The following is a 19,475-nucleotide window of genomic DNA, read 5'->3' as shown; positions in this document are numbered from 1 at the left end:
CTATTCGTTATCATCGCTATTTTCTAGTTCAGACATTAAGTCTTTACCTAGGAAAGCGAGATCAGTTTTGACCACATGAGGTCTTTGAATTTTTTCAGAAATCTGTACCGCGAGTTTTTCACCCGAGCGTCCCATCTTTACACGGTAGGTCGGTAACTCTTCTACGAACATGGTCGCGTGCTCAGGCATGTTCATCGGGATGACATCACCAGGGCGCAGCTCCATTAAGTCACGTAGTGAGATATCTTGCTCTAGAAGGTTAACGCGGAAGTTAACAGGCACGTCCATGATTTCATCACGCAGTGCTGTGCTCCAACGAACATCGGTTTCCATTTTGTCTGATTGAACACCCGCATCAAGCAGTTCACGGATCGGCTCAACCATCGAGTAAGGCATGACTACGTGGAAGTCACCACCGCCGCCATCCACTTCAATATGGAATGAGCTCACAACGATAACTTCGGTTGGACTCACAATGTTCGCCATACTCGGGTTCACTTCAGAATCCAAGTATTCAAACTCAACCCCCATTACTGGTGACCAAGCTTCTTTGTAATCTTCAAATACAATCTTCAGCAGAAGCTGGATAATACGTCTTTCCGTCGGCGTAAATTCACGGCCTTCAATCTTGGCGTGGAATCGCCCATCGCCACCAAAGAAGTTTTCTACAAGGATAAAAACAAGACGTGCTTCCATGGTGATCAGCGCCGTACCTTTAAGGGGACGAAAACGCACCATGTTTAAACTGGTTGGTACGTACAGGGTGTTTTGGTATTCACCAAATTTCATCATCTGTACGCCGTTGATCGACACTTCAGCCGTTTTACGCAACATATTAAATAAGCTAATTCGCATATGACGTGCGAAGCGCTCGTTAATAAGTTCAAGGGTCGGCATTCGACCACGGACGATTCGATCTTGAGAGGAGAAGTCAAAATTGACCGCACTGTCATTGTCGGTCTCTAAGACATCTTCAACTTCTTCAACATCATCAACGCCGTGTAATAGCGCATCAATTTCGTCTTGGCTTAATAAATCGGTCACAAATTACCTATTGAATTACGAAGTCAGTGAATAACACTTTTTCAATCACAGGCTGGCCAACAGCTTGAGCCAGACTTGCTTTAATATCTTCTGTCGCTTTATCACGCAGTTCCACTCGCCCTGTTGGTGAGCGAAGTTGGTCAACCGTTGCCGAAGCGAACGTTGCGAGCAGTGTGCTCTCTACTAGTGGAGAGTGGTAACGTGCTAGGTCTTCATTTTTGCTACCACGCACCATCAGCTGTGCTTTTATCTGAACTAGGCGATCTTTTTTATCACCAGTTACATTGAACAAGAAGGGCTGAGGGATGTTCACATACATAACAGGCTCTGCTGCAACCACAGCTGTGGCTGGCTGAGACTGAGATTCTGAGGCACTATCATCGGAGCCTAAGAAAAAGAACAGCGCACCACCGATACCAAGCAGTAAGACAACGACCGCTATAATGATAATAAGGAGCTTACTCTTTCCTTTAGGTGCATCTTGTACTTCTGCCATACTTTACTCTAACTTCCTGTTCTTTCGATTAACTGACGGTTCTGTCTATTAACTAAATGTGCTCAGCCTGATATTAGGCATAATAACTAATTCCATCACGCTTTGATGCGACATTCAATTCAAGATTGCTGCCACTATCAAGGTTTTCATCACCTTGGGTATCATTTGTGCGGTTAGAGCCTGATTGTTGCTCACCACTGTTGTATCTGTCTTGCCCCTGACCTGAACTTTGCTGTTGAACGGATGAATCGGCAAGCTGCATACCCTGTTGTGCAAGCATCTCCCTCAATCGAGGTAAGGTTTGTTCAATCACATCCCTCGCCTGTTGGCTGTTCACCGTAAAATGCACGTTCGCCACGTCATTATTCATGGTCATGCGGATCTTCATCTGACCCAGCTCTGGTGGATCGAGTCGAATGTCTAAGTTCTTAAGGTTTTTAGACATCATCATTTGTACTTTTTCAGCGACCTGTTCGTTTGCTAGCTCTTTAGTCAGCTGCAACGGTACCTGTTGAGCGGCTTGAATCTCGGCTCGTGTTGGTGCCGAACCTGCGTTCGCTGCACCTTGCACGCCAGCCGCAGAAGCGATCTGCTGAGCAAATGTGGTGTCTTTCGAATCTTCCTTAGCACCGGCTTTGCCAAGACCGGAAAGAGCAGCTGCACCAGCACCGGCCTTAAGTAACATATCTGTTGAACCCGCTTTTGTCGCGGCAGGTGCTGCATTCAGCGCCACACCTTGCGCGGTTAACGCCGGATCCAACGCAGCTTGTGGCTGTTGTGCTGTGACATTAGCTTGTTGAGCAGCTGCCTGTTGGGCTACATGCGTATTATTAGCATGCGACATTGCTGCTTTATCCGTCGCTGCATGAGTGGTAGCCGCATTACTTGCAGATTGCGCTGCAGCTTGTGCCGTAGTTTGCTGCGCAGCTGTCGCAACCGCTGCTGTTGAAGCTGCCGCTGCTAAAGCTTTGGCTTCATTTGAATCTGTATTATCCCAATCAATCGCAACAGGCTCAGCAGAGGCATTGTTTGCGCCCGGAGCTTCGCTCAATAAAGCCGTTGCTTGTTGCTGAACGTTTACGAGTTGTTTATCCAAAACGTCTAACTCAGCGGTCGTTTTAGCCAGCATCGCTTGTTCATCTGTTGTCAAACTTGCGCCACTTTGCTGCTTCTGCAGTAGACCATCAACAACAGACTGTTTTGACTCAATCTGAGCGTTCAGTTGATTGAGCGCTTTGGTGTGTGCATCTACCTGTTTTGCCAACTCAATATCGGCTGGAGACAGGGCTTGGCTTTGCCCTGCAACTTCTGCTTGTGCCGCATTTTTCTGGCTGAGCTCTCGGCTCATGCTTGCTTCAATCTGCTCTGGAGTAACGCCTTTATCCATCAACTGGCGAATTTCATCATCTGTCAGTTGCGAAACGCCTTTTCCGCCAGTCAACACAGCTATTTCAGAGTCCACTTCTAGCGCGTTACCTTGATTCGCTGAGTTGGTTTGCTGTAGTTGCTTACCCACTTCACCTGCTACTGCGAAGCCTGCAACAGAAGCTTCTGGAGTATTACCTTGAGCTTGCTCGACCTGAAACGGTTCTAACTGAGACTGCTGTGGCAAGGCTTTGCCGTTCGATGTCTGATTCAGCGTTTTATTTGCCTCATCCAACTGACCTAATAACTTGTTTCCCTCATTCATCGCAGCCGCCGCTTGCGATGCTTGAGTCGGTTCGTTTACCGCTGATGAAGGCTGACCTTGCGGTTGAGCTGTCTGTTCCTTCGAGCCGTTGTTGTTAGGCAACTCATCTTTCTCACCCGTCTTGTTAGCGGTAGCTGTATCATCGGCTGAATTCGCTTTAAGTTGCGACTCTGAGCTAGAGACAGCCTCTACAGGAGTTTTATCTGTGGCTTGATCACCCTCAACGTCTGAAGCCACTTGCTTACTTTGTGCTTGGCTTGACTCATCCGCAGTCTCAGCTGTTGAATTCGTTTTCTTTGCTTCATCTGAAGCTTCATTTTCCGTAGAGGCTTGTTTAGCATCAGATTTTATAGTGCTGTCTGCTTCTTTTTCCGTTGCTTTGCTACCACTTTCTTCAAAGCCGAGCGCTTCTTTGAAAGATTCAAAGAAACCTTTTGAGTCACCGCTTTCCTCCACCTTTGAAGCGGCAGAACCGGTATCCAACAACGAAGACGTTGTGTTGGTCGCTGAATTTGAAGAAGGACTAACGTTCATATATACAAGCTCTATCTACTAGCTTTGCCACCCTAAACAGGTAACAAAAAGAAAGTCGGATGCTTTTCATACCTTTGGCAGGCACAAGGCGCAATTTTATATAAATCAGAGCAAGAAACATGCCTAGAAACCTCAGCTGATCACCATCTGAACAGCGCCAGTAAGATTCGTGGCTCAGGATCACATCTTCTTTCGGCTGTAGAGCAAAGTTGAAAACTCATCCATCTGCTTTTGTTCTCTTTGATCCTGCAGTTTGGCTTTTTCTTTCTGCTTCTTCTCCATCAACCACTCGTAGGACTTACGTTTTTTACGCAGTTCCATCCAGTAGTTCTGGCAGTTATCGACCTGGTTTTTAAAGTGATGCTCCGCTTCTCGTTGTTTAGAAAGCGTTTCGTCCAATTGAGTTAAGAAGCGATTCAAATGCCCATATTGACTGGCTGTTAGCCCTGCCTTGCCTCTATCGACAAGTTGCTGGCAATAATCCAGTCGATACTTTTCAATCTGTGCGACCTGTTCGTAGTAACCTTGCAGCTCCGCATTCGCTTTGTTAAGCGCTAATACCGCTTGGTTTTCTTGATCTTTTGCTTGGTCGAGAAGAAACTCTAATGCGTTATCCATGACTAACCTTAATCACCTGTTAGCCACCCAGTACATGTTTCAACATGTTGACGCACATGTCGTATGGCACTGTTTCTTTCATCTTCTGCTGCAAGTACTCATCTAACTTCGGCTTCAAGGTGAAGGCGCTATCAATCGCAGGGTCAGTACCCGGCTTGTAAGCACCAATCGACACCAAGTCTTGGTTCTTGCGACAGATAGAAAGCACTTGTCTTACGGCTTTCGACATCAAAACATGTTCTTCGGTGGTGATTTGAGGCATTACACGGCTGACGGACTTCTCAACGTCAATCGCAGGATAATGACCCGCATCTGCCATTTCACGCGACAACACAACGTGGCCATCGAGGATCGCTCGTGAGGCATCGGCGATTGGATCTTGTAGATCATCGCCTTCGGTTAATACGGTAAAAAAGGCCGTGATCGAGCCTTGCTCATCATTACCGTTACCCGCACGTTCAACCAGCGCTGGTAACTTAGCAAATACTGATGGCGGATAACCTTTAGTTGCCGGCGGTTCACCAACAGATAGTGCGATTTCACGCTGAGCCTGTGCAAAACGGGTCAGTGAGTCCATCAGGAGCAGAACATCTAAGCCTTGGTCACGGAAGTATTCCGCCACCGTCAGCGCCGTTTGACAGCCTTTTAATCGCATCAATGGTGATGAATCGGCAGGCGCTGCGACAACAACAGATCGCTTACGGCCATCTTCACCAAGAATCTCTTCAATAAACTCTTTTACTTCGCGTCCACGCTCACCGATTAAGCCCACCACAACCACTTGCGCTGTGGTACCTCGAGTCATCATGCCTAGTGTTACGGATTTACCAACACCAGAACCTGCGAACAGACCGATACGTTGCCCTTTACCTACCGTCAGCAAGCCATTAATCGCTTTCAAGCCAACATCAAGTGGTTCAGAGATCGGCTTACGTGCCAGAGGGTTAATTGGTTCGGCACTGAATGATGCGCGTTGCTCAGTATAGATAGGACCAAGCCCATCCAGTGGGTTACCCACACCGTCGATAACGCGGCCAAGCAGTTCCATACCCACCGGAATACCGCTTTCAGAAGTCATGGGAGTGACGCGAGCACCGGGTAAGATCCCTGTGATTTGTTCACTCGGCATCAGAAACAGGTTATCACCAGAGAAGCCAACGACTTCAGCTTCCATCTGACCAGACATGGTTTCAACTAAACACAGGCTACCAATCGGCGCTTTACAGCCAGTTGCTTCAAGGGTTAGTCCGACTACCCGCACCAACTTACCAGAAGCAACGGGACGTGATTTTAGCCCTTCGACTTTGTATTGGCTGAGACGATTTGCTAACTCAAGCATTACGCATGACCTTGATGACGATTAGCACCACAGAAGCTCTGGATAACGTTCTTCACACGCTCTTCCATTCGATAATTCACGCTCGATTCACCCGCTTCAATTTGTACATCGCCACGGTTAAGTGCTGGCTCTGAAACTAATGTCCAATTGCGGCAATCCAGTTCAGTATCCCCATACGCAGAGCGAATGATGGTGACGTCTTCCGGGTTAAGCTTCAAGGTAATAGCGTGACCAGAAATCGGCAGCGATTCGACTGACTCTTTGACGGTATCTAGGATGATTTGCGGATTGGTCTGAAGTTCAACGTGTACCACCTCTTTAACCATGGTCAGCACCATGTCCACCAGCTGCTTTTCAACCTGAGCATTCATCAGCTCTAAAGGTTGAGCAAACTGGTTTGCGAGCCCCATAAAGATAGCGACTTGTTGTTGAATGTACTCTTGACCAGCAGTGACACCTTCGAGCTTACCAGCTTCATTACCTTCAGCATGGCCCGCGGCAAAACCTTCTTCTTTACCTTTTTCGTAACCTTGCTTGAAGCCAGCTTCCTGACCTTGATGCAGGCCTTCTTGATACGCGCCTTGCTTGATCAGCTCGATTTGTTCTTCGGTCAGAATAAGCTCTTCTTCTTCGATCGCTTCTTCAACCGTTGGCATCCAACCCGGGTCGTAGTTAAATGCCGTTTCTTTGGCTTGTTTACTCACATCAGAGGTGTAATCAGGCAGCCCCCATTTCTGAGGTTGGGCAACCGTATTATCTTCTTCAGGGCGAAGGAAGCCGCGTTTTCTATCACCTGACATATCAGTACCTATTTCTGAGTGAGCCCAACTGCTTATAAATTCAGGCAGTTAAACTGTAATTAATCTGTGGTTCGAGGTTGGATAAAGAAAAGCCCCAACGGTGTGGGGCTTTTGAGGTTTCTGTATTAAAGGAACTCGTCGGCGCCACCAGACAGCATAATCTCGCCACTGTCTGCCATCTTCCTCGCAATACCCAAAATCTCTTTCTGAGCCGCTTCTACGTCAGAGACTTTCACTGGCGGCATCGCCTCAATATCGTCTCTCATCATATCGGCAGCACGTTTAGACATGTTCTTGAAGATCTTCTCACGCAGGCCTTCGTCGGCACCTTTAAGTGCTTTCTGTAGAACGTCTTGTGGAACGTCACGTAGCAGTTTCTGAACACCTTGGTCATCCACTTCAATGAGGTTTTCAAAGACAAACATAAGATCTTGAATCTGCGTTGCCATGTCTTCGTCTTGATCGCGGATTTGATCCATCAAGACACCTTCTACGTTGTTGTCCATATAGTTCATGATCTCTGCCGCTGCCTTCAGGCCGCCAATTTTGGCCGCTTGAGCACCTGCTTGACCTGCGAACTGTTTCTCCATGATTTCATTCAGCTCAGCAAGCGCCGAAGGTTGAACTTCTTCAAGGTTAGCAATACGCATCATCAAATCTAAACGTACACGTTCAGGGAACTGAGACAGTATCTCAGCAGACTGATCGGCTTCTAAGTAAGACAACACGATGGTTTGAATCTGCGGGTGCTCGTTAATGATGATACTTGCCACCTGACGAGGATCCATCCACTTAAGAGAATCCAAGCCTTTTGAGCCAGTTCCCAGAAGGATTTGGTCAACAAGATTGTTGGCCTTGTCTTCACCCAGAGCAGCCACCAGTGCATTACGCATGAAGTCTTCACTGCCCATACCGATGTTGGTGTACTTCTGAATATCATCTAAGAAAGCACGGTGCACTGCGCCTACTTTCTCCTGAGATAGATCCGTAGCTCGCGCCATTGCACTACCCACACGTTGAACCTGCTTAGGTTCTAGGTGGCGAATAATGCCTGCCGCGTCTTCTTCATTCAAACTTAGCAATAAGATCGCAGCGCGTTCATCGCCTGAGATAGAGCCGATATCCACACTTGAGACATCAAGCACTTCACCGCCTTCAGCTTGTTGTGGAACAATTTCGTTAGCCATCTGCCATCCAATTCTTAACTACTTGAGCTGCTAGCTCTGGTTCATTCGCTACAAGTGCACGTACTGCTTTCAGCACGTCTTCATCTTTATGAAGGTTCGGTAAGTCAATGCTTGAACCAAATTCAAACAGCTCGCCGCCTTCAATGTCACCACCAATTAGGCTGGTCTCGCCATCGGCACCAATTGGCATGCCGTCTGGGCCGTACATCTGGTCATCATTGTCTGCGGCTGGGTTAAGCAGTTTCTTCATCGCAGGGCGAACAAGAACTAATACCACAACAATAATAACCAACGCGCTCGCAAACCAACGTACCCAATCATTAAAGTTAGGGTGCTCCCAGATTGGCACATCAGGAACCACATCTGTGATTTGTGGTGCGAACTGCATGCTTAATACATTCAATAAGTCACCGCGGCTTTCATCAAAACCGACCGTACCAATCAGCACTTGGCGAATCGCGTTGATTTCGCTAGCTGGGATTGGCGTGTGCACCACTTCACCCGTATCTGGGTTGATGGATTGACGGTCTTTAATCGCTACCGATACTGTTTGACGGTTCACCGTACCAGTCTGTTTACGTTCGTGGCTGATGGTGGTGTCTAATTCGAAGTTTCGCGTTGCTTCTTTATGAACCGAGCCCTGACCAGTCATCGCGCCATCTTTCATCTGAGCGACATCTTGAGGGATAGACGCATCTGATGGAGGTTGGTTACTCAGCGCACCAGGAATACCAGCGACAGTATTACCGTTATTGTAATCTTCTAAGGTGTATTCGCTTCGCGTTGCCGGCGTGTTCGGATCAAAGCGTTTTCTGGTTTGCTCTACCGCACTAAAGTCGAGCTGAATATCAACCTGCGCCGTGTAGTTTCCAAAACCAAGGATAGGAATCAAGATAGAGTCAATTTTCTCACGCAGTGCTTGCTCTTGGTTGCGCTCCAACTCGTGTTCTTTACGGCGCGCCGCAGACATTGGGTCTTGAGAACCAGAGCTCAGCAGTCGACCATGTTGATCAGTCACAGTAATTCGTGAGGTTTTCATTCCCGGAACGGCACTCGCGACCATGTCCACAACAGAGTCAATTTCTTGTTGCTTGAGGTTAGTACCAGTTTTGAGGGTCAGGAATACAGAAGCAGAGGCTTCTTGATTGTGGCGTACAAAAACACTTTGCTTCGGTAATGCTAATAAAACCTGCGCTTTACGCACCTGTTTCATCTGTTCAATGGCCTTCGCAAGCTGTCTTTCACGACTTAATTTAAGGCGCTCTTGCTCTAAACGTTGTGATACACCAAAGCCCATGTCTTGCATGAGGATGTCGTCACCTGCGTTTCGCTCTTGGTTCAAACCAGCGCGAACCATATTAAGCTTCAGAGAGTTGTACTCACTCGCAGGCACCGAGATTGTGTTGCCTTCAAGTGAATATTCGATCTTTTGCTGATCTAAGTAGTCAAGAACTGGGATCAGTTCTTCTGTTTCGTAAGCCCCTAATGGACGCATTTCTGGCTCTTTAACCCAGAAAAACAGCATCACAATAAGCGCGACACAGATTGAGATAGACAGCACTAAGACAACCTGTCGAAGTAAATCGAGGTCACCTACGGCCATATCAAATTTAGATGAACTACGTTCACCTAGATCGGGATTTTGCCCTTCTCCGTCCAGCTCAGCACCCGCAATGAGTGCGTGGTCGTTACCATCGCTCACGGTTAAATCTGTTGTTTGACTATTATCTGCCACTACTTAACTACCCAACTTATACCGGCATATTCATCAGCTCTTTGTACGACTCAACCAACTTATTTCTAATTTGGATTGTCGCTTCAAAGGCCACACTAGATTTATTACGAGCAATCATCACATCAGACAGCGACACACTTTGGTCACCGCTATCAAAACGAGTTTGAAGATCCCCTGAGGTCTTTTGCAATGAGTTCACATTGTTGATGGCTTGCGTCAGCATGTTGCCGAAGTCTGCACCGACCGTTTGTCCTGTCGCAGCAGGACGCGCGCTCGCAGCTTCAACCATCATTGCCTGCATTTCGCCTTGTAAACCATCTATTCTCATTTACTACCTCAAGGAGTCAAAATTATGACTATCTATTTTGCTGTATTATTGACAGAGCAATTAGCGTGCCATACCTAAAAACGACTAGATATCGTATTACACTAGTCAGAAAGCTGACACTACTAATCTGTGCTTAGTTTGGGATATCTATTCCAGCATCGCGCATTTTTGCTAACTTATAGCGCAATGTGCGAGGGCTAATACCTAGTTTCTCAGCCATATCTTTACGTCGGCCATTACATGCAATCAAAGTTTCGAGGATGATCGCATACTCTTGATCTCTAAGCTCATTCCCCAGCCCTTCACTGCTTGAAGCGATTTTATTGATCGGGTTTGCTTCTGCAATAGGCTTGATATCTGGCGTTGCCACGTCACTACCTTCAACAATCTGTTGTAGGCCACTAGCGTCTTGCCAATCTACCCCTTCAAGCAGGATATGCTCACCAGAAATTTTTTCTTCTTCGCTCAGAATCAAGGCACGCTGCACGACATTATCAAGCTCACGGACATTGCCCGGCCACGGATAATTGACGAGTTTGCTGATCGCTTGAGCTGACATGACCGGAACTGGCATGCCAAGTTTGGTACAGTGGCGCTCAACCAAGTGCTTCGCCAAAGGCTCAATATCACCTTTACGCTCACACAGTGGAGGCCAAGAAATTGGGAAAACATTCAGACGGTAGTACAAATCTTCACGGAAATTACCTTCAGACACATACTGCTTGAGGTCTCGGTTACTGGTCGCGAGTACACGAACATCGAGTTTAATGCTCTTACGGCTACCTAAACGTTCAACTTCACGCTCTTGCAGCACACGCAGTAGCTTAGCTTGTAGGCCAAGGTCCATTTCACTGATCTCATCCAGTAAAATAGTACCGCCCTGAGCTTGTTCAAACTTGCCTGGACACGCCTGAATAGCGCCAGTAAATGCGCCTTTCTCATAACCAAACAAAGTCGCTTCCAACATATTGTCAGGAATTGCCGCACAGTTAATCGCGACGAACGGACCATCTTTACGATTCGAGGCGTTATGGATGTAACGCGACATCACCTCTTTACCTGAACCACTTGGGCCAAGAACCATAACATTGGCGTCCGTTTTAGCCACTTTATCAGCCAGCATCATCAGCTTGATACTTTTTTCATCGGCAACGATAGCATCACCATTGTCGTCCGATTTCACGGGAGCGTAACGGCTCACCATATTTAGCAGTACTTCCGGCGCAAATGGCTTTGCCATGTAATCGATAGCGCCCTCTTTCATTGCAGCAACGGCGTCTTCGATGTTGGCATATGCTGTCATCAACAATACAGGGAGATTCGGCCAATGTTGCTTGATGTTTCTTAACAGTGCTAAGCCGCCCATGCCTGCCATCTGAACATCAGAGACAACGATATCAACGGAGTTCGATTTTAGTTTGACCAGAGCATCTTCTGCGCAATCTGCTTCTAGCCATTCATAGCCAGCAAGCGCGAGTGTATCGACAAGGGCCTCGCGTAGACCTTCATCATCTTCGACGATTAACACTTTGCTTTGAGCCATAGGATTCTCCAGTGTAAATTCAGTTAAAACTTATTAGTCTTCAGTAGAAGCGCTTCTTTCTAGCGGCAAACACATAGTAAAGCATGCGCCGTCGCCCTCTTCTGATATCAATTCCAATCGACCTTCATGTGCTCGACATACCATTTGTACAACCGCCAAGCCTAAGCCTGTACCTTGCGAGCGAGTGGTAAAGAATGGTTCCATAATTTTACCTTGAAGCTCTTTTGGTACGCCGGGACCACTGTCTTGTACTGATATCTTAAGCTCACCGTTTACCGGCCTAAAGAACACATCTATCTGTGATTCTTTGCCGGCAATTTGAACCGCGTTCAAAACCAGATTACTTAAAGCAGAGGCAATCGCGTTGGCATTGCCGAACATTTGAGTCTGTTCGCCTTCCACTTCTTGGCAGTAATCGATTTGGTTCGATTTCAACGCCGCTTCTACCATTGGCTGAAATTCTGTGATCAATTCAGCCACAGTAAAAGGTTTCACCACCTTGTTATCGCCGCCTTTAGCAAACAACAGCATGTCATTAACTTGCTTCTCTAAGTCATGAAGTCTATCCATAAGCTTAGATTGAAAACGTGTCTTTGTTGCCGGTGGTAGATTCGGTGCGGCAAGGTTTGACGCATACAACATCGCACTAGAAAGCGGTGTACGAACCTGATGAGCAAGTGATGCCACCATTCTGCCTAATGACGACAGACGCTGAAGATCACTAACCCGTGATTGCAGCAAACGCGTCTCGGTCAGATCGGTAATCAAAATCAGCTGACCTGTGGTGGAAGCAGAAATCGCCAAACGTACCTTTCGACCATTCTTTAATGAGATCTCATGACCATCATCGTCTTTGGGATCAAAAGCACTTTGGATAACAGAAAACCACTTCTCTCCAACTAACTCGACGCCAAGAATGCGGTGTGCTTCAGGGTTTGCTTCTCTCACTTCACCATGGGTATCTAACAAGATGACACCAGCAGGCATAACATCGAGCACTTGCTTGTAACGCTCGACCTGTTGTTCAACAGAATCTAGGTGTGATTGATTTTCTGGTTCGTTAGATACGTGCATGTCAAAAATTTGCCTCAAATACTAAAACAGCCTGACACGCAGAAAACGAGTCAGGCTATTTGCTATATTTATCACATAGTTAAGCAAGCAACAACTCGACTATGGTTTATCTTATCGCTTAGCTAAAGTGAACGATTAGCTAAAAATTTTGTGTTTGTTTTTTCGTTTTTCGAAAAGCAGAACACTAACGCTGCAGATTGTATTTACGCATTTTCTCAACCAGAGTGGTTCTGCGCATGCCTAACATGTCTGCCGCTCGAGCAACAATACCGCCTTGAGCTTCCAAGGCTTGATTGATCATATTCACTTCCATATCAGCGAGCAGCTCTTTCAGGTTTACACCTTCTGGTGGTAGTTCCTGAGGTGCATTCGCGTTGTCAGCCATATCATCTTGCTGATCGAAGCTGAAATCTTCCGAGAACAGGTCAGCCAAAGCGTCACGCTCTTGCTCTTCCTCAGACACAAAGCTATTAAACTCTGGTTGGAATTCAGGGATATCACTGTATCGATACTTAGTTGGCAGATGGTTTACGTCCACTAAGCTATTCGGATAGAGAATAACCATGCGCTCCACTAAGTTCGCCAATTCACGTACGTTACCTGGCCAGTCATGTTCCATCAAAGAGTTAATCGCGCGAGGCGTAAAACAGATAGGCAGACTACCTTCCGCTTCCATTCTCGTCATAAGCTCTTGAAGTAGAAGAGGAATATCTTCTTTACGCTCTTGTAAGGCCGGCATTTCAATCGGGAACACATTCAAGCGGTAGTAAAGATCTTCACGGAATGAATCATCGTCGATCATATCTTCAAGGTTACGGTGTGTAGCCGCAATCACTCGAACGTTCGCCTGAATAGTGCAATTACCACCTACACGTTCAAAACATCGCTCTTGTAGTACACGCAACAGCTTAACTTGCATAGCCATTGGCATGTCGCCAATCTCATCAAGAAATAACGTGCCACCTTCAGCTAACTCAAAGCGACCTTTACGCGCGGTAATCGCGCCAGTAAATGCGCCCTTCTCATGACCGAAAAGTTCACTCTCAAGCAAATCTGGTGGGATTGCGCCACAGTTCACTGGAACAAACGGGCCAGAGCGGCGCTTTGAATGGTAATGAATGTTACGTGCAACCACCTCTTTGCCGGTACCGGATTCACCAAGGATCAGTACATTCGCTTCAGTAGAGGAGACTTGTTCAATCAGGTGACGAACTTCTTGAATACCAGCACTTTGACCCACTAGGCTACGAAACAGTGTGTTCTTGCGTGCTGAAGAGACTACTTGAACCCCTTTACGACCTAGAAAATCTTTGCAGTGTCTTAATGCGTCGCTTAACTGGGGGTAGTTTAGGGGCAGCTCGAGTTCGCCAACAAAATTGGTGAGCTCGTCAACAGGATGGTTGTTTTTGCCAATCACAAGCAGAGGAATGTGATTCGCGTGAACAAGCTTGTCATTCAGTAATGCGTTGAAGCCTTTACCTTTTATTGAACCGATAATGCAACCAGCCCACTGTAGTGACCAGTCGACTTTGCGCGCTTGTTCAGAGCTGATAACTTCGCAGCTCTCTCCTACAAACTCTAATATTGTGCTTAAATTGTGACGATCTTGAGCGTTATCGTCGACGACAAGCAGTTTTGCCAAACCTTGCATAAGTAGGAATTATTGCCTTTATTTTGGTGCGATGCGGAAAAACGGTGAGCAACGTAATCCATAAAATTAAGAATTCTATCTATGATTATGGTTTACGAGGACAAATTTATGAAATCAGCAACGAAAAAAGCCATTAGGCTATCTAATGGCTTCTATTTTATTTGATTAAAAAAATAAGGCAACCAACCAATTAGCGGATCTAAGGTTGGCTAAAACAGCAATTTTTCTTTAAATACCGACTTCAGCAGACGTCAAGTTGTGATATTCATTCGGAATTTGGTCCCAAGCGCTCTTAATTTCGCGAATAATATCGATAACATCATCAATAGGCTGAGGGTCATTTTTGTGATTTGCCGCAGAAATTTGCGTGATCATGAACTCATAAAGTTGATCTAGGTTTTTCGCAATATCACCACCATCGTCCATAGAAAGGCAGCTACGTAGGCTAATAATGATATCTAGAGCCTTGCCAAGACGCTCACCTTTCACAGGGATATTGCCCGCTTGCATTGCCGCTTTACCTTGGATCAAACGCTCAATCGCGCCCGCCATCAGCATTTGCACAATCTTATGCGGTGAGGCAGCCGTTAACTGACTATCCACTGATACCTTTTTATATGCCTGTAAAGAACCGCGCATAGTAAACCTCTTCTATAAAAACTTTTTGTATTGTTGAACTGACTTGGCACCGTGTCGGTACTTGTGCAGGGTTTTCCCTACCCGACCAGTTTCAGACTGCATCAATTCGACTAATTTTCTTGTTCTCGAAATGGCTTCAAACCACTCCGAACTTTGCTTAACGTCAGGGTGTGAATCGATGAATTGAAGCACGTTTTGCAATAACTGTTCTCTGTTATCGACAAGCGTCGCTATTTCTTCAGCATTAATTTCACTAAATTCGAGCTTAGAGATAATTAATTGATCTAGTTCACAAAGCTCTTGAAGCTGACTGGTCACCTATTAACCCAACGCATTCATCATGCTGCCAAGCTGAGACTGCATCTTACTGGTCGCATCTTGCATGGCGGTGAACTTAGAGTGAGTACGACTTTCAAGACTGTCCATACGGCGGTCTAAGGCGTTTTGGTCGTCCGCTAAACGGTAGTTTTGCTCAACCAGGCTCTTTTCTCGAGTACGGATTGAGCCCGTAATACCAGTGATACCCTGAATCGCATCTTCGACTTTTTTAGCAAAGCCATTATTGCCGCCAAAGAACTCGCCCAGCTTATCAAAGTTATTGTTCAACTGTCGGTCCAGCATGTCGTAATTGATCTCTAACGAGCCTTGTCTGGTGGTCGTGATACCAAACTCTGTTAAAGACTTAAGGTTCTCAGGTGCCCCTTCGATGCTTGAAGAGAATACGCCTTTCAATCGTGAGTCGGCGTTACGGACCGTACTGTCACCAGAAAGCGGGCCTTTTTGTCCGGTCGCAGGATCGACACCCGCCAAGTTTTTGGATACTTGGTAAAACTGGTTGTAGGAATTCACAAAGGCTTCAATATCTTGGCGAACACTATTACGGTCGTACTCAACACCAATTTCTGCCGGTGGCTTGTCTTTTGGGGTCTTTCCTTTCACCGTAATATCAATGCCTTCAACGGCATCTTCAATCACGTTGTTATTACTGGAGAGCTGAGCGACACCGTCCAGAACGACCATTGAGTCTTGACCAGCTTGGACTTCGGTCATGCCGCTGTAACTATCGAAAGATTGCTGAGCAAGCGCCAAATCAGCTTGTGCCTTGTCGACTTTCTCTAAGCGCTCTCGCTCTTCAGGCTCTAATTTGGCACGCTCGATATTTTTGGCTTGCTCTGCGGTCAATTCACCGTTTTCTACTTTCTTGGCCAGATCCGCTTTTTCTTGAGCGATCTTCTCTTCGATACGTGCTTGCTCTGCTTCTAACTTCTGCTGAGCTTCTTTCGGTGTCACATATGAATCAGTCAAAGTACCAGAGGCCGTGTTCGACCAACCAGGAACATCAGGCGCCTTCTCGATCGCTTTTTCGTCAAGCTCAAGCTCTGGTGTGTAATAAGAATCTAACAACGTGCCAGAAGCGGTTTCCGTCCAACCTGGGATATTGTCTTCAGGCATGACAGATTTTGCCGCCTGAGCTGCATCTAGCGCAGCTTGACCATCTGCAGCGGCTTGTTCACCGAAGCTAAGGCTTTGAGAGCCATCTTCTGCAGGAGACGTTGAGTCCGCTTGAGAACCTGGAATGATATTGCCGTCTTCGTCGACAGCTTGATCAGCTTTCGGATCATCATCAGAGATAGCTTCATCGATAAGATCAACGGCTTTTCCAGCAGGCGTGAGGCCAAGTACGTCTTGAGCGGCAAGGCGAGCTTTCTCTAGCGCTTCAACGCGTTCTTCAAGGGTTTTGTATTCGAGTTTTTTTAGAGGGTTTGACGCATCAGATTCTACATTGATGCTGATCTGTTGGTCTGCGCCAGATTTGTTGGAGGCGACAATAAGTCGAGGGCCTTCGGTATCATTAATAATGGATGCACGAACGCCTGGGTTTCTATCTGCACCGTTTATGCTGCGAACAACATCGATTAGCTTTGATCTATCGCCAACTTGCACATCAAAGCTATCATCACCAAGCGAAACCTGCAGCTTACCTGGGCCAAATTTCATGTCATCAGATAGAACATCTGACGCTACTTTATGGCTTTGGGCAAGCTGCAACACATCGATGGCATATTTGCCAGCGATCGCTTCAGTAGTCGCGGTTGCAGAAACAAGACCTTCATCGGTACTTTCCACTGTACGTACAGCGAAAGCTTTTTCCTGACGAAAGTTTGTCATCAGGTTTTTCATCGAATCGAGAGATTCTCTGAGTCTTCCATAGGCACTAATGCTGGTATCGATTCGCGCTCTTTCATTGTCGATTCGTTGCTGTTTAGGTACACGCTCCGAATCCACAATTTTGCTGACCATGGAATTGATATCCATGCCAGACGAAATCCCCATTGGGCCAAAACTCATTAAACCACCTCAATAATACGACTTAGACCTTCACCTCAAATATTCTACTATTCGAGTTTTGGGCTGCTAGGCGTCTTAGAATTTCAAGCATTTCTTCATCGGGTATCTGGCGAATAATATCACCGGTTGTGGTTTCATAAATAGTCACCACATCCCTTCCCGATTCTTCATCGACCTTAAAGGCAACGCCCTTATTGAGAGAGGAGATAAACTCGTTTACCTTCTCCACCATCTTGACTCGCTCTTCATCATTTAGCTCTTTTCTCTCTTGAGCTAATTGAATCGCAGCTTCGGTAGCTTCTTCTTTCGATTTCTCTACCTTGCCATAAGAGGTTGCTTCCTTCAGTCGTGAAATGCTCGACGCACTACTACCTTCATCGCTTGCAATTTTAATGCCATTAGGTGAGCCATAAGGCTGGATGTTCGATGCGTTAGATGGTATTTCCATAACACTCTCCCTCCCTCCTTCATGAGCCAACAGTAAAACTCCACGTAAAGCGGAGTTTACCGCTACTTACCGAGGTAAGTTTAGCCCAATAAGCTTAGAGCTGCTGATGGTGATTGTTTTGCTTGAGCTAGGATAGAAGTACTCGCCTGTTGTAGGATTTGAGACTTCGTCATTGCCGTTGTTTCTTTCGCGTAATCGGTATCTTTGATACGGCTCTTAGAAGCATTAACGTTTTCATTGATGTTTTCTAAGTTGCTGATTGCATGATCAAAACGGTTTTGGAAAGCACCAAGAGATGCACGTTGGCTATCTACAGATTTTAGAGCGCCATCGATGATAGATACCGCTTCGTTTGCACCCGCAACTGATGTTACGTCGATGTCGTTTACGGTTACATCTTTACCTGCGCCAATACCTAGCTCACTTGCAAGGCTGCCACCAAACTCCACATCACCTTCAACTTTTTGGCTAGAAGCGAAAAGTTGTAGTTTACCGCCTTCACCTACAGACGCTTTAACGTCTTGGCTTTGACCGTTGATGTAAGTTGCTAGCTCTTCGATATCGTTGCCTTCTTTAGCAGAGATAGATAGCTCTTGAGCTTCGCCAAACTTATCGTTGTATTTGATAGTCAGGTCAGCGCCAGCGCCTACACGCCAAGATGCATCTTTACCTTCAGTAACACCGTAGCTCTTACCACCCATTTCTTGAGTGTCGGTACGCATGTTGCCCATAGATAGCATTACCGCTTCACCTGAGTCAGCACCGATTTGGAAAGATTGGCTACCGTAAGTACCGTTTAGAAGCTTGTTACCACCAAAAGAGGTTGTTTCAGCGATACGGTTAAGTTCTGTGTTTAGAGCAGATACTTCTTCTTGGATAGCAACACGCTCAGACTTGCTGTTTGAACCGTTTGCAGATTGAAGAGAAAGGTCACGCATACGTTGCAGAATGTTGGTTGACTCATTCATCGCACCTTCAGCTGTTTGTGCAATAGAGATACCGTCATTCGCGTTTTTCACAGCCATATCTAGGCCACGGCTTTGCGACGTTAAGCGGTTAGAGATTTGTAAGCCTGCAGCATCATCTTTTGCGCTATTGATTTTATAGCCAGAAGACAAACGCTCCATTGATTTTTGAGTACCTTCAGCCGCGTTATTTAGGTAACGCTGAGCCGTCATTGCAGACACGTTAGTGCTTACATTAATCGCCATAGTTGATCTCCTTTAGGCATTTTTTAATGCACCCATGTGACTCTCACCTCACACAAATACATATCAATTTGTTTACGCACCACTGTCTCTCTCACCTTACATTGGTACATATCATTTCTCTCAATCCCTTTAACGGCGCCTTAATTAGAAGCTTTAATAAAAAATGTGTTTTTTTTCGCATTATTTTCAATAACAAAGAAAAGTGTGATCGCCATTCAATTAATCGACCGATATGCGCTAAAGTTTCCTGTCTTCACCATTTATAAGTGTCGTCTTGCACATAAAAAGAAAAAGCAGATCCCTGATATCTCGTTCTACTCGATTCTGGGATGACGGTTAATTCCCTCACCGACTTACAGATAGCTCTTCATTTCTGAAAGTGGTAAACAAAACTAAATAATCACTTCATCGAAAAGCTAGATTCCTGATACCTCGTTCTACTCGATTCTGGGATGACGGCTAATTACCTCACCGACGTGCAGATAGCTCTTCATTTCTGAAAGTGGTAAAACAAAACTAAATAATCACCTCCTCGAAAAGCTAGATTCCTGATACCTCGTTCTACTCGGTTCTGGAATGACGATAAAATATTTGTTCTAAATGAATCGTTACTTACTCTAACCATTTGTATTGCTATCAAAGACATAATCGGGTCATCGTCCGGTTCCCGTCATTCCCTACAGGGAGGGACGACCGTGATAGGGAATCTCGCTTATCACCCATGATCCAATTTAGGTATTCCCTCATATACTTTTGCCGACCTCAGAAAAGCAAAAACCCAGCCGAAGC

Annotated in this window: 17 protein-coding genes; all 17 read right to left on the bottom strand. The window is 46.1% G+C overall.

Annotation, left to right across the window (positions count from 1 at the left end; all coding sequences use genetic code 11):
• Positions 1-1,044 (bottom strand): flagellar motor switch protein FliM, encoded by a 1,044-nt coding sequence (gene fliM / locus L1D55_RS05370; protein ID WP_004739850.1) that lies wholly within the window; start codon positions 1,042-1,044, stop codon positions 1-3.
• 7 nt (positions 1,045-1,051) lie between these two features.
• Positions 1,052-1,540 (bottom strand): flagellar basal body-associated protein FliL, encoded by a 489-nt coding sequence (gene fliL, locus L1D55_RS05365; protein WP_004739848.1) that lies wholly within the window; start codon positions 1,538-1,540, stop codon positions 1,052-1,054.
• Between the two features lie 73 nt (positions 1,541-1,613).
• The gene (locus L1D55_RS05360; protein WP_239916738.1) at positions 1,614-3,764 is read right to left on the bottom strand and encodes a flagellar hook-length control protein FliK; all 2,151 of its coding nucleotides are present in this window, start codon (positions 3,762-3,764) and stop codon (positions 1,614-1,616) included.
• A gap of 180 nt (positions 3,765-3,944) precedes the next feature.
• Entirely contained in the window at positions 3,945-4,382 is a 438-nt protein-coding gene (gene fliJ / locus L1D55_RS05355) for a flagellar export protein FliJ (protein ID WP_008218280.1), read from the bottom strand.
• Positions 4,383-4,401: 19 nt separating this feature from the next.
• Positions 4,402-5,721, bottom strand: coding sequence for a flagellar protein export ATPase FliI (gene fliI, locus L1D55_RS05350; RefSeq protein WP_061033695.1), 1,320 nt, complete (start codon positions 5,719-5,721; stop codon positions 4,402-4,404).
• Positions 5,721-6,521 (bottom strand): flagellar assembly protein FliH, encoded by an 801-nt coding sequence (gene fliH / locus L1D55_RS05345; RefSeq protein WP_239916737.1) that lies wholly within the window; start codon positions 6,519-6,521, stop codon positions 5,721-5,723. The genes fliI and fliH overlap by 1 nt, the downstream gene beginning before the upstream one ends.
• Before the next feature lie 125 nt (positions 6,522-6,646).
• The gene (fliG, locus tag L1D55_RS05340) at positions 6,647-7,708 is read right to left on the bottom strand and encodes a flagellar motor switch protein FliG (RefSeq protein WP_004739838.1); all 1,062 of its coding nucleotides are present in this window, start codon (positions 7,706-7,708) and stop codon (positions 6,647-6,649) included.
• Positions 7,701-9,443 (bottom strand): flagellar basal-body MS-ring/collar protein FliF, encoded by a 1,743-nt coding sequence (fliF, locus tag L1D55_RS05335; protein ID WP_128161639.1) that lies wholly within the window; start codon positions 9,441-9,443, stop codon positions 7,701-7,703. The genes fliG and fliF overlap by 8 nt, the downstream gene beginning before the upstream one ends.
• A gap of 16 nt (positions 9,444-9,459) precedes the next feature.
• On the bottom strand, positions 9,460-9,771 hold the full coding sequence (gene fliE / locus L1D55_RS05330; RefSeq protein ID WP_061033698.1) for a flagellar hook-basal body complex protein FliE: 312 nt from the start codon (positions 9,769-9,771) through the stop codon (positions 9,460-9,462).
• A 133-nt stretch (positions 9,772-9,904) separates the two neighbouring features.
• A complete protein-coding gene (locus L1D55_RS05325) occupies positions 9,905-11,314 on the bottom strand; it encodes a sigma-54 dependent transcriptional regulator (protein ID WP_004739834.1) in 1,410 nt (469 codons plus the stop codon).
• A 33-nt stretch (positions 11,315-11,347) separates the two neighbouring features.
• On the bottom strand, positions 11,348-12,388 hold the full coding sequence (locus L1D55_RS05320) for an ATP-binding protein (RefSeq protein WP_004739832.1): 1,041 nt from the start codon (positions 12,386-12,388) through the stop codon (positions 11,348-11,350).
• Between the two features lie 184 nt (positions 12,389-12,572).
• The gene (locus L1D55_RS05315) at positions 12,573-14,039 is read right to left on the bottom strand and encodes a sigma-54 dependent transcriptional regulator (RefSeq protein WP_239916733.1); all 1,467 of its coding nucleotides are present in this window, start codon (positions 14,037-14,039) and stop codon (positions 12,573-12,575) included.
• A gap of 228 nt (positions 14,040-14,267) precedes the next feature.
• Positions 14,268-14,678 carry a flagellar export chaperone FliS gene (gene fliS, locus L1D55_RS05310; RefSeq protein ID WP_008218262.1) on the bottom strand — a complete coding sequence of 137 codons (411 nt, stop codon included), beginning with the start codon at positions 14,676-14,678 and terminating at the stop codon, positions 14,268-14,270.
• Positions 14,679-14,690: 12 nt separating this feature from the next.
• The gene (locus L1D55_RS05305) at positions 14,691-14,996 is read right to left on the bottom strand and encodes a flagellar protein FliT (protein WP_004739828.1); all 306 of its coding nucleotides are present in this window, start codon (positions 14,994-14,996) and stop codon (positions 14,691-14,693) included.
• 3 nt (positions 14,997-14,999) lie between these two features.
• Positions 15,000-17,027, bottom strand: a complete 2,028-nt coding sequence (gene fliD, locus L1D55_RS05300) for a flagellar filament capping protein FliD (RefSeq protein WP_239916732.1) — start codon at positions 17,025-17,027, stop codon at positions 15,000-15,002.
• Positions 17,028-17,049: 22 nt separating this feature from the next.
• Complete coding sequence (gene flaG / locus L1D55_RS05295) at positions 17,050-17,475, bottom strand: flagellar protein FlaG (protein ID WP_008218257.1); 426 nt, start codon at positions 17,473-17,475, stop codon at positions 17,050-17,052.
• Positions 17,476-17,555: 80 nt separating this feature from the next.
• Positions 17,556-18,686, bottom strand: coding sequence for a flagellin (locus tag L1D55_RS05290; RefSeq protein WP_008218254.1), 1,131 nt, complete (start codon positions 18,684-18,686; stop codon positions 17,556-17,558).
• Between the last annotated feature and the right edge of the window lie 789 nt (positions 18,687-19,475).

The sequence above is a fragment of the Vibrio sp. Isolate22 genome (assembly GCF_022398115.1).
Taxonomy (GTDB): domain Bacteria; phylum Pseudomonadota; class Gammaproteobacteria; order Enterobacterales; family Vibrionaceae; genus Vibrio.
This window is presented reverse-complemented; position numbering and strand designations above follow the sequence as displayed.

Bases quoted from the DNA above. Each gene is read 5' to 3' on its own strand.
- fliL (WP_004739848.1), bottom strand. From the start codon at position 1,540: ATGGCAGAAGTACAAGATGCACCTAAAGGAAAGAGTAAGCTCCTTATT.
- L1D55_RS05360 (WP_239916738.1), bottom strand. From the start codon at position 3,764: ATGAACGTTAGTCCTTCTTCAAATTCAGCGACCAACACAACGTCTTCG.
- fliJ (WP_008218280.1), bottom strand. From the start codon at position 4,382: ATGGATAACGCATTAGAGTTTCTTCTCGACCAAGCAAAAGATCAAGAA.
- fliI (WP_061033695.1), bottom strand. From the start codon at position 5,721: ATGCTTGAGTTAGCAAATCGTCTCAGCCAATACAAAGTCGAAGGGCTA.
- fliH (WP_239916737.1), bottom strand. From the start codon at position 6,521: ATGTCAGGTGATAGAAAACGCGGCTTCCTTCGCCCTGAAGAAGATAAT.
- fliG (WP_004739838.1), bottom strand. From the start codon at position 7,708: ATGGCTAACGAAATTGTTCCACAACAAGCTGAAGGCGGTGAAGTGCTT.
- fliE (WP_061033698.1), bottom strand. From the start codon at position 9,771: ATGAGAATAGATGGTTTACAAGGCGAAATGCAGGCAATGATGGTTGAA.
- L1D55_RS05325 (WP_004739834.1), bottom strand. From the start codon at position 11,314: ATGGCTCAAAGCAAAGTGTTAATCGTCGAAGATGATGAAGGTCTACGC.
- L1D55_RS05320 (WP_004739832.1), bottom strand. From the start codon at position 12,388: ATGCACGTATCTAACGAACCAGAAAATCAATCACACCTAGATTCTGTT.
- L1D55_RS05315 (WP_239916733.1), bottom strand. From the start codon at position 14,039: ATGCAAGGTTTGGCAAAACTGCTTGTCGTCGACGATAACGCTCAAGAT.
- fliS (WP_008218262.1), bottom strand. From the start codon at position 14,678: ATGCGCGGTTCTTTACAGGCATATAAAAAGGTATCAGTGGATAGTCAG.
- fliD (WP_239916732.1), bottom strand. From the start codon at position 17,027: ATGAGTTTTGGCCCAATGGGGATTTCGTCTGGCATGGATATCAATTCC.
- flaG (WP_008218257.1), bottom strand. From the start codon at position 17,475: ATGGAAATACCATCTAACGCATCGAACATCCAGCCTTATGGCTCACCT.
- L1D55_RS05290 (WP_008218254.1), bottom strand. From the start codon at position 18,686: ATGGCGATTAATGTAAGCACTAACGTGTCTGCAATGACGGCTCAGCGT.